Genomic DNA, 15,793 nt, shown 5'->3' on the forward strand with positions numbered 1-15,793 from the left:
ACACCATAAATAAGCTGGAACAGAATTCAATGGATCGATTTACAGATATTCTAAAAAAATATTGGGGATATGGGATGTTTCGTCCTTTACAGGATGAGATCATTAAATCGGTTTCTGAAGGGAAAGATACTTTGGGGTTGATGCCTACAGGAGGAGGAAAATCTTTAACCTTCCAGGTTCCCACCATGGCAAGCGAAGGAATTTGCCTGGTTGTATCGCCTTTGGTGGCATTGATGAAAGATCAGGTTCAGAATTTAAGAGAGAAGGGAATTAAAGCTGAACTCCTTTATTCTGGGCTTTCCAGGGACGAAATTGAAAACATTCTGAACAAATGCCTGTTTGGGAATGTGAAATTTCTCTACATTTCTCCCGAAAGAATAAGTTCCGATATCTTTCGAAAGAAAGCCCTGCAAATGAATGTTTGCCTGATTGCAGTTGATGAATCGCATTGTATTTCGCAATGGGGATATGATTTTCGCCCTTCTTATTTAAAAATCATTTCGCTTCGGGAGTTATTGCCGGAAGTTCCTGTCTTGGCACTTACAGCAACTGCCACTTTAGATGTTGTTACCGATATTCAGGAAAAGCTCGGATTTCCTGAAATAAATGTTTTCCGAAAGAGTTTTGAACGTAAAAATTTAATTTATCTGGTTCGGGAAACAGAGGATAAGCAAAAATACCTGCTTAAAATTCTAAGCAAACAAAAAGGGAGTTCGGTGGTTTATGTGAGAAGCAGGAAAAAATGCAAGGAATTGGCAGAATTCCTTAAAAACAATAGAATTAAGACAGAATATTATCATGCGGGCCTGAAAAACGAAGTAAAAGACTTCAGGCAGAACCGATGGAAAAAAGGCATTGTGCAGGTAATGGTAGCAACCAATGCATTTGGTATGGGTATCGATAAATCGGATGTGAGAACCGTGGTGCATATGGATTTGCCAGATACATTGGAAGCCTATTTCCAGGAGGCGGGAAGAGCCGGAAGAGACGGTAAAAAAGCCTATGCTGTTATGCTCTACTCAAATCCCGATAAGGTACAATTGTTGAAAAGAATTAAAACAGCCTTTCCAGAGAAAGATTTGATTGTGAGAGTGTATCAGGCCTTAGGAAACTTTTTACAGGTAGCTGAAGGGGCAGGTAAGGATGCAGTTTTCGATTTTGACCTGGGGCAATTTTGTAAGAATTTTAAATTTAATGTACTGCAGGCTTTTAATGCTTTAAAAATATTGCAGCGAGCAGGATATATCGAATTAACGGATGACCTGGAACATGAGTCGAGAATTCATTTTGCAGTGCAACGCGATGATCTGTATAAATTCCAGGTTGCCAATAAAAATTTTGATGCTTTTATCAAAATTTTACTTCGTTCCTTCACCGGGCTTTTTACAGATTATGTGCCCATTAATGTGGACAGTCTCGCAAGAAAATTAAAGGCAGATAAAGAATTGATTATTGCCTATTTAAAGGAATTGTCGAAACATGGTATTATAAAGTATATCCCGAGAAAGAAAACACCTTTTATATTGTATAGCCAGGAACGATTGCCAATTGGATTTATCAAGTTGACCAAAGAAGTATACCAGGAAAGAAAGGAGCAACTGGAAAGTAAGATTCATTCGGTGATTCATTATGCAGAATCGGAAAATATTTGCCGATCGAAATTTTTGTTGGAGTATTTTGGGCAGAAATATGCACAGGAGTGTGGACAATGTGATATTTGCAAAGCCATGGAGGCCGATAAATTAAGCGATAAAGAATTTCGTACCATTTATTACGCCATTTTAGATCTGATAAAAAAAGACTTTTTGGCCATAGAAGATATTGTGGAAAGATTGGATTATAATGAAGACAATATCATTACAGTAATTCAGCATTTAAAGGACAATGAGGAGGTTGATTGCGCAAGTGGGAACCGAATAAAATGGATCCCTGTGTAGTTGATAAATCACCAGTGGAATTGCAAATACAGAACATGCCTGTTTGTCAAAGCATTTGTCATGTCTGGAAACTAAGGATTTATTATTCGTAAAATCTTGTTATTTTTGCAAGGTTGTAGGAAAAAATAGAGATGGAAGATAAATTTGAACACGTAGTATATTCTAAAAATGTTATTGAATTTGTAACAGTAGCCAACGAGTTTTGCCTGTTGTTGGAAACAAGTTCGAAAATTACAAAACTTGAGTTTGTAGAAACAGCTCAAAAATTATTGCCTTTACTTTACCTGAAAGCAAGTATGTTGCCAGCCAACGAAAATGAGCTTGATGATGAAGTGGAAAAGTTTGTGACTGAATCGGATTGGGAGTTTATTCATTCTAGCGTGAAAAGTAAAATGGGAGCCCACAATGAGTTTTTGGAAGTGTTCGAGAACGATATGGAGTATAGCGATACACCACTTGTTGCTTCGATTTCTGAAAATTTTGCCGATATTTATCAGGATCTTAAAGATTTTATTACCTCCTATAAAATCGGAACGGTTGAGGTAATGAATGATGCCCTTTGGGATTTAAATCACCATTTTTATGAGTATTGGGGGCAAAAACTTGTAAATTCGCTTCGTGCCATTCATAAACTTGCAGCCGATAAAGTAAACCTGAATGATGAATCAGATTTAGATGCTGATTCAAATATCGATAATATAGACATGAGTGGATCTATTTTCTCACAACGCCAGAGAGAATGGGGTGAAGAAAATGAATAGGAAAAATAAATTTCCAGAGTAAAAGAGTAGTAAATGTTGCCATTTCAAAAATCAATTACAGCCGAAGAAGCTAACAAAATGCCATTAAAGGCTTTCGAAGGAGATATTATTCTGATCGACGAATATGAAGATCTTTTCGAAGCCGTGAATTATCTAAAAACCTATTCGGTTTTAGGATTTGATACCGAAACCAGACCATCGTTCAAAAAAGGAAAAGTTAACGATGTAGCTTTACTTCAACTGGCCGCAAACTCAAAAACTTTTTTATTCAGAATTAATAAAATAGGTCTTCCAGCAGAAATTATCGATCTTCTTAAAAATCCAGATATCATAAAAGTGGGAGCCGCCATTAAAGATGATATCAGGGGATTGCAAAAACTAAACGATTTTGATGCCAATGGATTCCTGGAACTGCAAGACTATGTATCCAATTTTGGGATTGAAAGCTTCTCATTAAAGAAGCTATCGGCCATTGTATTGAATTTTAGAATTTCGAAACGACAACAGGTTTCGAATTGGGAGGCAGAAACTTTAAGTCCGGGTCAGCTAAGATATGCCGCAACTGATGCTTGGGTATCTTTAAAGATATTTGAAAAACTAAAAGCTGCTGAACCAGAAATATAAGACTCACAAAATTACTTTGACTCTAAAAAGTCGCAAACAACGATTGCAGGCAATTGCAATTCGTTAATCAGTAAAAAATACATTTCTAAATGATAGATTATCCAAAAGTATACCTGAGAAAAGGGAAGGAGCACTCTGTTAAAAGATTCCATCCATGGATTTTTTCGGGAGCTGTAAGTAAAGTAGATGAAGGCTTACAAGAGGGAGATTTGGTCTCAGTTTATAACGATCAGAATGAATTTTTAGCAATCGGACATATCTCCATCGGGTCGATAGTGGTTCGAATTCTAAGTTTCGAAGAAAGAGAAATTAACCTGGACTTTTGGGTAGAAAAAATTCGCTCTGCTTGCGAAATGAGAAGAGCAGTTTCTCTTTATGGCGCAGAAGATAACAATGTATTCAGGTTGGTGCATGGCGAAGGTGATGGCCTGCCAGGTTTGATCATCGATTTTTATGCAGGAACTGCCGTAATACAATGTCATTCGGTTGGAATGTATCTGCATCGCGAAGAAATAACCGAAGCTTTGCAAACTGTTTTTGGTAAAGATTTGGTAGCTGTTTTCGACAAATCGGAAGGAACCATTCCTTTTAAATCGGGCATTGAGCCCAAAAATGGGTATCTGTTTGGTGAAACAGAGTCGTTTACAGCATTGGAAAACGGCTTAAAATTTAATGTGGATTGGTTGAAAGGCCAGAAAACAGGTTTTTTTATCGACCAGCGCGAAAACAGAAGCTTATTGGAACACTATTCGAAAGGAAGATCTGTATTGAATATGTTCTGCTATACCGGTGGATTTTCATTTTATGCCATGCGAGGTGGTGCAGAATTGGTTCATTCGGTTGACAGCTCATCGAGAGCCATTGATATTACCAATGAAAATGTTGAGCTAAACTTTCCAGACGACAAGCGACATGAAGCTTTCGCTGAAGATGCTTTCAAGTTTCTGGATCAATCTTCACAAAAATATGACCTGATTGTGCTGGATCCACCTGCTTTTGCAAAGCACAAAAAGGTATTGGATAATGCCTTGAAAGGATACAAGCGATTAAATAAAAAAGGATTCGAACAGATTAAGCCAGGAGGAATTCTATTTACTTTCTCTTGTTCGCAGGCAGTTAGCAAAGAAGATTTTAGAAAAGCCGTATTTGTTGCAGCAGCAAATGCAGGTAGAACTGTTCGTGTTCTGCATCAATTAACGCAACCAGCCGATCATCCGGTAAATATTTATCATCCCGAAGGAGAATACCTGAAAGGCTTGGTTTTATATGTTGAATAAACAGTTTTTTTGTATCTTCAATCATTGTAATTTATAACTCACTAAAAAGAAACTAGTTGAAATTTTCTGAATTTGATTTTTCTCCTGAAATAATGGACGGTCTGGACGCCATGGGCTTCGAAACACCATCTCCTGTTCAGGAGTTATCTATCCCAAAAATTATCGAGAACAAAGATATGATTGTTTGTGCCCAAACGGGTACTGGAAAAACCGCTGCATATCTGTTGCCGGTAATGGATCAAATCCAAAAGAACCAAACTGAAGGCTTTAGTACCCTGATATTGGTTCCAACCCGGGAGTTAGCCATGCAAATCGATCAACAAATGGAAGGTTTTGGATACTTTGTTTCCATTACTTCACTATCGGTATATGGTGGTGGCGATTCTTCTGTTTGGGATCAACAGAAAAAGGGGCTGATAGAAGGTGCCGATGTGGTAATTGCTACTCCGGGTAGAATGATTTCTCATTTGAATTTAGGATATGTTGATACGTCGAAAATTAAGCATTTGATTTTAGATGAAGCCGACAGAATGCTGGATATGGGTTTCTTCGACGATTTGATGCAAATTGTGAGTTTTCTGCCAAAAGAGAGACAAAACCTCATGTTTTCTGCTACCATGCCTCCTAAAATTAGAGAGCTGGCAGAAGAAATTTTGGTAGAGCCTGAAAGCATAAATATTGCCATCTCAAAACCTGCCGAAGGAGTTTTGCAAGCGGCATATATGCTATACGAAGAGCAGAAAATTCCTTTGATCAATCACCTCTTGGAAGGTAAAGATCTGAAAAGTGTAATCATATTCTCTTCGACCAAGGTAAATGTAAAGGCCATTACCAAAGATCTGAAAAAGCATAAATTTAAGGCTGCCGGCATTCAATCCGATTTGGAACAAAGTGAGCGAGAAGAGGTTTTGCGTGAATTCAAGAACCGAAAACACCAGATTTTAGTTGCCACAGATATTATTGCCAGGGGAATCGATATCGATTCAATCGATCTGGTAATCAACTTTGATGTTCCAAACGATGCAGAAGATTATGTGCACAGGGTAGGCCGTACTGCACGTGCAGAATCGGAAGGAGTTGCTTTAACCTTTATCACAAACAAGGATCAGGGCGACTTTAAAAAGATCGAAGATTTAATTGAATCGGATGTATTTAAAATACCGGTTCCTGCCGAACTGGGAGAAGCACCCGAATACAATCCTCGAACAAAGCCGAAACCCAAAGGCAAACGTAAATTTTTCAAGAGAAAAAAAACGAACAAAAAATAATAACCCTAAGCTAAAAAAATGACCCAAGCTGAATCTTACGACATGATTGTGATCGGCGCCGGCATAAGTGGATTAAGCCTCGCAAATCATATTGCCCGATCGGGTAAAAAAGTACTGGTTTTAGATGCTGCCGATAAAATTGGCGGATGTTTAAATACTTATTACAAAGATGATTTCTGGGTGGAGATGGGGGCGCATACCTTCTATGCAAGTTATACCAATTTAATTGACCTGATTCAAAAAAATGGATTGGAAGATGAGATTGTGGCTCGTGAGAAAGTGGGTATGAAAGTGTTTACCGACAAGCACGAAAAAATCATGTCGAGAGTGAGCAAGTTTGAATTGATTTGCTCGGTACCTAACTTGTTTTTTTCGAAGAGAGACGGAAAAACGGTAAAGGAATACTTCGGAAAAATTGTAGGTCGCAAGAATTTCGAAAAGGTATTTGCGCGTATGTTTAGTGCAGTAATTGTGCAGAATGCCAACGAGTTTTCGGCCGAATACTTTCTAAAAAGACGAAAAACCAAAAGCAAAGAGCATCCTAAAAGTTTTATCCTCAAAAGAGGAATGACAAGTTTTATGCAAGCACTTGCAGCTCATGAAAATATCGATCTTAAATTGAATACCAAGCTCTCTGAGTTGGTAAAAAATCAAGATGGTTTTGAAGCAAGAGCAGAGAGTGGAGAAATATATCTTTCTAAGGATATCTCATTGGCTGTTACGCCAAAAGTAGCCTCTGAATTAAGCAAAAACCTGAATGCAGATTTATCGGATGTATTGGCTGATTTTCCAATTCAAAATATTGAATCGCGCACGGTGGTTTTAGAAAAAGAGAAGCTATCCTTCGATCCACTTAGCTTTGTGATTCCTTTGCAAGGACCATGTTTTTCAATGGTTACCCGCGATGTGCTGACACATGAAAAAATGAGAGGTTTTGCTTTCCATTTCGAGGAGAACCATATCAGTAAAGTGGAACAAGAAAAGTTTATGACTGAACTGCTTGGTATCGACTCTTTGGAAGCAGAAACTGTTGAGGCCAAACACAAGTTGCCTTTAATTAAGATAGGGCATACCGAGCGAATGGCTAAGATTAAACAATTGGCAGAAGAAAGCGGAATTTATATCACAGGCAATTACTTTAACGGACTTTCGCTTGAGGATTGCGTGGAACGATCGAAACAAGAGTTTGAACGCTATTCAAAATCCTGATGCATTCTAACTGATACTTATTAAGAGATGAACAAATACATAACCCAAATATCGAAAAGCTTGCAATTGCAGGCTTTTCAGGTTGAAAATACCATGCAACTTCTGGGAGAAGGTGCCACATTGCCATTTATTGCTCGTTATCGAAAAGAGATGACAGGCAGCCTGGATGAAGTTCAGATTGCCAATGTTAAAGAAGAATTGGCACGATTAACAGAGCTGGATAAGAGAAGAGAAAGTATTCTTGATGCAATTGACAAGCAAGAGAAACTGACAGACGAATTGCGCGCCAGGATTGAGGCTTGTACAGACTTGAATCAATTGGAAGATTTGTACTTGCCATACAAGCAAAAGCGCAAAACAAGGGCAGTAAAAGCAAAAGAAAAAGGCCTGGAACCACTGGCAAAAATATTGATGAAACAGGTGGAACGTGATGTGGAATCGAGAGCAAGCCAGTTTGTAAACGATGAGGTTGCAGATGAAGATGAAGCCTTACAGGGAGCTCGCGATATTATTGCTGAGTGGGTAAACGAGAATGAAATTTCGCGTAATTCGGTGCGAAGCATTTTTCAGCGACAGGCCGTTATCCGTTCAAAGGTAATTAAAGGGAAAGAGGAAGAAGGAGTTAAATTCAAGGATTATTTTCAGTCGGAAGAAGCTTTGAAAAGATGTGCTTCGCATAGAATGCTGGCATTGAGGAGAGGTGAGGCTGAAGGAATTTTGCGCCTGGAAATTGCTCCGAATCAGGATGATGTTCTGGAAAGATTGAACAGAATTTTTATCAAAGGGAATACAGAAGCATCGGAACAGGTGGAAGAGGCAGTAAAAGATGCCTACAAGAGATTGTTGAGTTCTTCGATTGAAACGGAGTTTGCCAAATCTTCGAAAGAGGAAGCGGATAAAGAAGCGATACGGGTTTTTTCTGAAAATTTGAGACAATTGTTATTGGCTTCGCCTTTGGGACAAAAGCGTGTACTGGCTATCGATCCGGGATATAGAACGGGCTGTAAAGTGGTTTGTCTTGATGCACAGGGAAATCTTTTGCACAATGAAACCATTTATCCGCATGCACCTCAAAACCAGGGAAAATTATCGGCTAAAAAGCTAACAAGTTTGGTCGAGACATATAATATTCAAGCCATTGCCATAGGAAATGGAACGGCGAGCCGCGAAACCGAGCGATTTGTAACCAATTTGCGTTACGACAGAAAAGTACAGGTTTTTGTAGTGAGTGAAGCCGGAGCATCCATTTATTCTGCTTCGAAAGTTGCAAGAGAAGAATTCCCACAATACGACGTTACCGTTCGAGGTGCAGTATCGATCGGTCGACGATTGATGGATCCATTGGCTGAGTTGGTAAAGATCGAAGCCAAGTCGATTGGAGTGGGGCAGTATCAGCATGATGTTGATCAGAACTTGCTGAAGCAGAGTTTGGATCAGGTTGTGGAATCGTGTGTAAATAAAGTGGGTGTGAACCTGAATACTGCAAGTAAACATTTGCTAACCTATGTTTCTGGTTTGGGGCCACAGCTGGCACAGAATATTGTCGATTATCGTGCCGAGAACGGCGCTTTCTCATCCCGTAAGGAGATCACGAAAGTGAAAAGAATGGGAGCTAAGGCCTTTGAGCAGTGCGCGGGTTTCCTTCGCATACCAAATTCTGAGAATCCCTTGGACAATTCGGCTGTGCACCCTGAATCGTACGGGATTGTAAAGCAAATGGCAAAAGATATGAATTGCACGGTTGCCGATTTGATTGCAGATCAAAATCTGCGCAAGCAAATAGATGTAAACAAATATGTTACCAGTGAAGTTGGATTGCCAACATTGAAGGATATTTTAGAAGAGCTGGAAAAACCAGGACGCGACCCAAGAACGGCCATTAAGGTTTTTCAGTTTAAGGAAGGGATTTACAAGATCGATCAGCTGGAAGTAGGTATGGAAATGCCCGGGATTGTAACCAATATCACCAATTTTGGTGCTTTTGTTGATGTGGGTGTAAAGCAAGATGGATTGGTTCATATTTCTCAACTGGCCAATCGATTTGTTTCCGATCCGGCAGATGTGGTTCAGCTTCATCAGCATGTAAATGTGAAAGTGATTGAGGTTGATGTTGTGCGAAAACGCATTCAACTATCGATGAAAGAATGTGAGCAATAGGTAAATTTTAAGTAGTTTAATCACTTGTATTGAAATAAATAATAAGCTATGGATTTTAACGATCAGGATGTAATAATTGAGTGTCCAACTTGTAAAAAGGAGATGATTGTGAAGATATTGGAAATTACCAATCATCATACGGTGAACTGCCCTGAATGTGGAGCAAAGGTTGATTTATCGGCCAACGATCCTTCGGCAAAATTGGGAATTCCGAAAAATTATAAACCATTTGAAGGCCTGGATGAATACCTGAAAGAAGTGGAGGCAAAGAGAAAAAAATAAGGATAAAAAAAGAGCAGCTAATTGGCTGCTCTTTCTGTTTGTATTATCGTCTGCTAACGTCGCCGCCGCTCGAACTGCTCACATTCACTTTTGTAGGATCGCCATAGTAATTTACATCGCCACCTGAACTGGCCGAAGCCTCGATCGATTCAGTTGCATAAACCGAAACATCGCCTCCGCTTGAAGCCTTTGCCTTGCAATGTTTCGCTTTTAAATCGGTAGCTCTAAGATCACTACCGCTGCTTGCTTTTCCGTAGAATGAATTGGTTGTTCCTGAAAGATTGGCATCGGCACCAGAACTAACCGAGCAAGTTACATCATCAGCCTGGAGTTCAAGTTTTGCATCGGCACCCGAGCTTACCGAGATATCCAGTGTTTCAAACTTAAGCATGCTGCTCGATTCGAGATCCGATCCGCTCGAAACCGTAATTTCGTTTACATTTACAAAAGTCACATAAACATCCAGCTTTTTAGCTCTTCGAATTGGGTCTTCGGTTTTGATAATTAATTTATCACCTTTTACGCGGGTCACGATGATATCCAAAAGATTTTCATCTGCTTCTACTGTAACCGACTCTTTATCTCCTTGTCTTAGGTAAACATCAATGCCACTGCTCGATGCAATTGCACTAAATGAACCAACTTCGCGATCTTGTGTTTTTACATTACCGTTGCCTTTTTCTCCCCAGAACTGCGCATTTACGGTCGACGAAAATACCATTGTAAAGGCAATTAAAGTAAGGGACAATTTTTTCAATAATTTTTTCATGCTATAAGATTTTAGTGAAATTTTTCTTTAGGGTCTTCTAATCATATTATATGACGCCATGCATAGGCTTCAAGTTACAGCTTCAATCCATAAAATGATAAGTTTTATTTTTTTCGCTTGTAAACGATCTGATGTAAAGACGATAAGGAGGTTCTTATGGTTGCATGATTATTTTTTATTATTAGAATATAATCAGAAAAGATTGTGTAATTAGTTTTTTAAACTTGCTTTTAATGCTTGCTTTGTCGATTCTATGTTTTGGTTTTTTAGCTGGCACTTGCGTGTGATTTCCCAGTATGATAACTGCAGGGGAGGCAGGAAGTTCTGATGCTTCGATGGTGCTAAAAAATTGTGTATTGCCACTCAAAATTTCACTATCGCCATAGCTAACTTTCGAAACCACATTGATATGGGTTTCCTTTGAAAGTCGTTGGTTGAGCTCAGCTGCCATTTTGTTCAGGTTTTCTAATCCCATGTAAATTACGACCGTATCGTTATTTTCGATTTGCTGAACAATGCCATCCAATTCATTTTTTTTGCCACCAACTTTAACGGCTGAGTGAAAATGAATACCAGATGCTTTTCCCCTTTCAGTAAGCGGAACCCAGAATTCGTTAGCAGCAGCCATTCCAGCACTAATTCCGGGAATCAATTCAAAATCCAGTTCCGATTCCAATAGAAATCGAATTTCTTCAACGCCCCTGCCATAAACCATTGGGTCGCCAGATTTTAACCTTACAACCTGATAGCCCAAACTATAGTATAGGATCATTTGGTTGTGTATGTATTGCTGTCTTGTAACGGGATTTGTTCCATCGCCTGAGCGTTTCCCAACTTCAATTACCTTTGTTTTCTCTGGAAATAGGTTTCGAACATCTTTGGTAATTAATGCATCAGTTAGAATAACATCTGCCGATTCGATTACTTTTAAAGCTCGTAGTGTAAGAAGATCGGAGGCACCGGGGCCGGCACCTACAATCCATATTTTTCCTGTACTCATGCTATTCAAGTTTAATGTTTAAAATCTTTTGGGTGTACAATTTCCTGGATGTACTTCTGGCGAATCACAAAATCTCCAAAATATTCTCCATCAGTTCTATTTTTAGAATAATCTTGAAGAATTGGTCGGAGTTCCTGCAGTATTTCTTCTTCATTTGCATTCTCGCGGTACAAATTATTCAGACGAGTGCCATTAAAATTCCCTCCCAGGTAGAGGTTGTATCTGCCTGGACCTTTCCCGATAAATCCAATTTCGGCTACATAGGGTCTTCCACAACCATTGGCACATCCAGTCATTCGAATTACAATTTCATCCTTGAACAGGTTGAATTCTTTTAAGCTGTGCTCAATTTTATCGATCAAACTTGGCAAGTATCTTTCAGCTTCGGCAAAAGCCAGGCTACAGGTATTTAAGGCAACACAAGCAATCGAATTCGATCTGCTTCCTGATATCGTGTATGGAAGTGAATCATACTTTTTCAGGATTTCGTTGATCTTGCTCTTGTTTTCACTTTTAATTTTACCAAGAATCAGGTTTTGATTGCCCGACAAACGAAAATCGGAAATGTTAAGGCTGGCAATTTCGCGCAAAGCAGATTTTACTTTTGCATTCTTTTCATCTTTTACTCTGCCGCCTTCGACGAACAGGCCCAAATACCACTCTCCACTTTGGGTCTGATGCCAACCAAATTTATCGCCATTTCGAACCAGTGCGTACTGTCTTTCAGCTTCCAGCTTATAGCCAAGTTTTTCATGCAGCAATTCTTTGAATCGTTCTACACCAAGGCGATCGATCGTATATTTTAAACGTGCATTTTTCCTGATCTTTCGATTTCCCTGTTCTTTTTGTACCAAAACAATTTTCTCAGCCACATCTACCGTGTTTTCAGCTTTTACAAAGCCCAAAACGGTTCCCAGTCGGGGATAAGTTTCCGTATCGCCGAAAGTGGTTCCCATTCCACCACCAGCAACCACGTTAAATCCTTTCAGAATACCATTGTTTTCGATGGCAATAAAGCCTATGTCTTGTGTAAATACATCGGTATCATTAAACGGAGGAATAGTAAAACCGATTTTAAATTTTCTTGGCAGATAAACCGGGCCATACAAAGGTTCTACTTCGCCTTGCGATCCTTCCGCCACCTTTTTCTGATCGAGCCATATTTCATAATAAGCCGGTGTTCTTGGTGTAAGGTGATCACTCACTTTATTGGCATAATCATGAACCTGATCGAACACATTAGAGCTGTAAGGGTGAGGACTGGCCATTACATTTCGGTTCACATCGCCACAAGCTGCAATGGTATCCAGCAATGCTTTGTTGATGGATTGGATACTGGCTTTCAAATTTCCCTTTAAAACTCCATGAAATTGAAATGCCTGCCTGGTGGTCAGCTTTAAAGTGCTGTTGGCATATTCATCAGAAATTTGATCCATTTGCAGCCATTGCTCCGCATTTACCACACCACCCGGAACTCTTACCCTGATAAGGAAAGAGTAATCGGGTTCCAGTTTGCTTTTTTTTCTTTCTCGTTCGGTATCCCTGTCGAACTGTTGATAAATACCATGAAACTTAGATACCTGGCGATCGTCTACAGCAATTGCATCCGTAATTGGATCGGCTAGACTTTCCACTAAGCTTCCTCTAAGGTAATTGCTGTCCGTTTTAATTTTTTCTACCTCGGACAATTCTGCCCAATTTATATTTTGGTCTGACATGATTGTGATTTCTTTAGTAAACATCAAGAAGTAATCGCTTCTCTTTCTTTAATTTTTTTAGATATTCGTCTGCTTTTTCCGCACTTATTCCTCCTTGGGCAGAAATAATTTCTTTCAGGCTATCCTGTACATCTTTGGCCATATTGTTTTTGTCTCCGCAGATATAAAAATGTGCCCCATTTTCGAGCCACTGAAATACCTCACTGGCATTTTGTTGAAGTCTATCTTGCACATATTCTTTCTCTTTCTGATCGCGCGAAAAAGCAACATCTAATTTGTTTAAAACCCCTTTTTGCAGGTATTTCTGCCATTCAACCTGGTAGAGGAAATCTTCTTTGAATCGCTGATTTCCAAAGAATAACCAACTATTGGTGTTTTTGTCGTTCTGTTCAATTTCCTGCAAGAAACTTCTGTAAGGAGCAATACCAGTGCCTGCACCAACCATGATTATTGGCTTATCTGTTTCTGCAGGCAATCTGAATAGTTCATTTTTATCGATAAAAATTGGAACATGATCACCAACATTAATTTGATCGGACAAGTAAGTTGAACAAGCACCGTTTCGATCTCTTTTCTTGTGTTTGTATCGTACCGAAGCTACTGTTATGTGCACCTCTTCAGGGTTCTGACTTGGTCCAGAAGAAATGGAATAGAGACGGGCATACAAAACTCGTAATACAGTAAGGAATTCATCAGTGGTAATTTCTCCAGGAAAATCCTCCAGTAAATCTATGGCATCTGCTCCGTATAAATATTTGTCAAGTGCATCCTCGTTTTCCAATAAAGCAGTCAAATTTTTATTTTTAACGATCTGATTGTACTTATCGATAACCTCACGGTTTAATACTGTAATTTCCAGTTTGTGCTGCAATGCTCTAAACAGACTTAAATCTTTACCACCAACATGAACTATTCTTTCTGCATCATCGGCAAAATGTTGAATGATTAGATCAACCAGGTCAACAGGGTTATTAGGTAGAATTCCAATGCTATCTCCGGCCTGGTATTCTATTTCTGAATCTTCCAGGGAGATTTCAACATGGTAAATTTCCTTTTCAGATTGCTCTGTTGTGATTCTTACTTTTTCAAGCACTTCTGCATAATAAGGGTTAGTGCGATTGAACTTCTTCTTTGTGACAGGTGAGTTTTCAACGCTTGTCGCTTGATTTGAATTGGGTTGAATTTCTTTCAATTCTCCTGCAATTGCTTCAATCCACTTCCCGGCAACTTCTTCGTAAGCAACATCAGCTTTATGAATGGGAACAATAGGTGTTCCGCCCAGTTTTTTAAATGCTTCATCGAAATCGACACCAGTCTGGCAATATTTTTTGTACGATTTGTCGCCTAAAGCCAGTACCGAATATTTTGTTCCTTCTAGCTTAGGTGCTCTCTTTCCCAATACAAACTCATGGAAATCTTCGGCCTGAATTGGTGGTTCGCCTTCGCCATGTGTGCTTACAATCAGGAAAAGATACTCCTCTTTTTTTAGGTCATTTTTCTTGTATTCATCCAATGCTTTTAGTGCAGGTGTAAATCCTAGTGCACGTACTCTATCGTACAAATCGAGGGCAATTTCTTTGCTATGCCCGGTATGGGTACCATAAAGAATAGTGATTTTTTCTGAAACTGTTTTTACATTCGCCAGCTTGGGAATGTTATCATTGTTTATCCCGTTAATCTTACCAGACAGATAGCCATTCAGCCAAATCAACTGTTCCTTTTTCAGATCATGAATCAAGGCATCGATTTCTTGTAATTTTTCGGTATTAATTTGATATGGATTTGTCATGATTTAGTTTGCAATTAGTAATTTTTGAAGTCTGTAGTTTTCGAAATAATCTTTCAGTTGATTTCGAATTTGTATCGATTTGAAAACATCTTCGCCATTTGAACTTACGGCAATACTCAAATTGCCTTTCTTGTAGATGGCCGGAGAAACAAATTCACAAAATTCTGGTTGGTCGTGAACATTGAGCAGTACATTTGCTTCATTACAATCCCTGATCAACTGGCGAACAAAAGCTGGATCATCAACACAGCTATAAATCAGGTAGTAATCGCTCAGAAACTTTTTATCATACTGTTGTTCATGATATTTAATGCCTGAATTCTTGATCCAACTGATAATGTTTGGCGCAAGTACTTCTAATAAATCGGTACTTCTCTGTAATATTTTTAATTTTTTGTAGGCATCTTCGCCACCTCCAATAATCAGTATTTTCTTATTGGTGATATCTATTGCTATGGGTAAAAATTGCTTCTTCGACATGATTTTTGCTTTAAATGTGATAATCTATTGGATGTTTCTCCTCCTTGCCAAACTTGATCTTATTCCAGGTTCTTTCATGAATAAAATAGAGTCCCATTTTTGTGAATAATTCGACTCCACCTATCGACATTGCCCATGTTATATCTCCAATAATCAGCCAGGAAATTAATATGGTATCGAGGGTGCCAACCGTTCTCCACGAAATTGTTTTTGCAATGCTTCTGTATGTATTTTCTCTCATTTTTTTCGGCTAATGGTAAAAAAAGAGCCTTTCTGGTTCGCAGAAAGGCTCGGTACGCTTGGTCATTTATATGCATAACGAAATCTGCTAAGGTGGATACCATAACATACACATACAACAACATACAGCTTGCTGATAAATTAAATTGATATGTGATTTCTCGTTCTTCATTTGATCTGTGATGCTTGTCTGATCTTCTAAGATAAATTGTATTGATTTCCATAAAAAAAGCCTTTTTGCGTTTGCAAAAAGGCTTTGTGCTTTTATTGTGTCCAATTCTG

General features: G+C 38.9%; 14 protein-coding genes. 8 read left to right on the forward strand and 6 right to left on the reverse strand.

Going from position 1 to position 15,793, the window contains the following annotated elements:
* Positions 1-29 precede the first annotated feature (29 nt).
* The 8 genes from ELS83_RS06425 to ELS83_RS06460 all read left to right on the forward strand — a co-directional run bounded on the left by ELS83_RS06425 (position 30) and on the right by ELS83_RS06460 (position 9,515).
* Positions 30-1,937, forward strand: a complete 1,908-nt coding sequence (locus ELS83_RS06425; RefSeq protein ID WP_171594711.1) for a RecQ family ATP-dependent DNA helicase — start codon at positions 30-32, stop codon at positions 1,935-1,937.
* 131 nt (positions 1,938-2,068) lie between these two features.
* Positions 2,069-2,698 (forward strand): DUF5063 domain-containing protein, encoded by a 630-nt coding sequence (locus ELS83_RS06430; RefSeq protein ID WP_171594712.1) that lies wholly within the window; start codon positions 2,069-2,071, stop codon positions 2,696-2,698.
* 33 nt (positions 2,699-2,731) lie between these two features.
* A complete protein-coding gene (locus tag ELS83_RS06435) occupies positions 2,732-3,322 on the forward strand; it encodes a 3'-5' exonuclease (protein WP_171594713.1) in 591 nt (196 codons plus the stop codon).
* An 89-nt stretch (positions 3,323-3,411) separates the two neighbouring features.
* Positions 3,412-4,599, forward strand: a complete 1,188-nt coding sequence (locus ELS83_RS06440) for a class I SAM-dependent rRNA methyltransferase (protein ID WP_171594714.1) — start codon at positions 3,412-3,414, stop codon at positions 4,597-4,599.
* 56 nt (positions 4,600-4,655) lie between these two features.
* Positions 4,656-5,867, forward strand: a complete 1,212-nt coding sequence (locus tag ELS83_RS06445) for a DEAD/DEAH box helicase (RefSeq protein WP_171594715.1) — start codon at positions 4,656-4,658, stop codon at positions 5,865-5,867.
* Positions 5,868-5,885: 18 nt separating this feature from the next.
* Positions 5,886-7,076, forward strand: a complete 1,191-nt coding sequence (locus ELS83_RS06450; protein WP_171594716.1) for a protoporphyrinogen/coproporphyrinogen oxidase — start codon at positions 5,886-5,888, stop codon at positions 7,074-7,076.
* Positions 7,077-7,103: 27 nt separating this feature from the next.
* Positions 7,104-9,233, forward strand: a complete 2,130-nt coding sequence (locus tag ELS83_RS06455) for a Tex family protein (RefSeq protein ID WP_171594717.1) — start codon at positions 7,104-7,106, stop codon at positions 9,231-9,233.
* A gap of 48 nt (positions 9,234-9,281) precedes the next feature.
* Positions 9,282-9,515, forward strand: coding sequence for a hypothetical protein (locus ELS83_RS06460; protein ID WP_171594718.1), 234 nt, complete (start codon positions 9,282-9,284; stop codon positions 9,513-9,515).
* Positions 9,516-9,558: 43 nt separating this feature from the next.
* Here the strand turns inward: ELS83_RS06460 and ELS83_RS06465 are convergent, their stop codons facing one another.
* The 6 genes from ELS83_RS06465 to ELS83_RS06490 form a co-directional block, all read right to left on the reverse strand.
* Positions 9,559-10,284, reverse strand: coding sequence for a head GIN domain-containing protein (locus tag ELS83_RS06465; protein ID WP_171594719.1), 726 nt, complete (start codon positions 10,282-10,284; stop codon positions 9,559-9,561).
* Between the two features lie 181 nt (positions 10,285-10,465).
* Entirely contained in the window at positions 10,466-11,284 is an 819-nt protein-coding gene (cobA, locus tag ELS83_RS06470) for a uroporphyrinogen-III C-methyltransferase (protein WP_171594720.1), read from the reverse strand.
* Positions 11,285-11,295: 11 nt separating this feature from the next.
* Positions 11,296-13,002, reverse strand: coding sequence for an NADPH-dependent assimilatory sulfite reductase hemoprotein subunit (locus ELS83_RS06475; protein WP_171594721.1), 1,707 nt, complete (start codon positions 13,000-13,002; stop codon positions 11,296-11,298).
* A 13-nt stretch (positions 13,003-13,015) separates the two neighbouring features.
* Positions 13,016-14,791 (reverse strand): assimilatory sulfite reductase (NADPH) flavoprotein subunit, encoded by a 1,776-nt coding sequence (locus ELS83_RS06480; protein ID WP_171594722.1) that lies wholly within the window; start codon positions 14,789-14,791, stop codon positions 13,016-13,018.
* Between the two features lie 3 nt (positions 14,792-14,794).
* Positions 14,795-15,271, reverse strand: a complete 477-nt coding sequence (locus ELS83_RS06485; protein ID WP_171594723.1) for a precorrin-2 dehydrogenase/sirohydrochlorin ferrochelatase family protein — start codon at positions 15,269-15,271, stop codon at positions 14,795-14,797.
* Between the two features lie 10 nt (positions 15,272-15,281).
* Positions 15,282-15,512, reverse strand: a complete 231-nt coding sequence (locus ELS83_RS06490) for a DUF2061 domain-containing protein (protein ID WP_171594724.1) — start codon at positions 15,510-15,512, stop codon at positions 15,282-15,284.
* Between the last annotated feature and the right edge of the window lie 281 nt (positions 15,513-15,793).

It is taken from the genome of Marinifilum caeruleilacunae, from assembly GCF_013141825.1.
GTDB classification, from domain to species: Bacteria; Bacteroidota; Bacteroidia; order Bacteroidales; family Marinifilaceae; genus Marinifilum; species Marinifilum caeruleilacunae.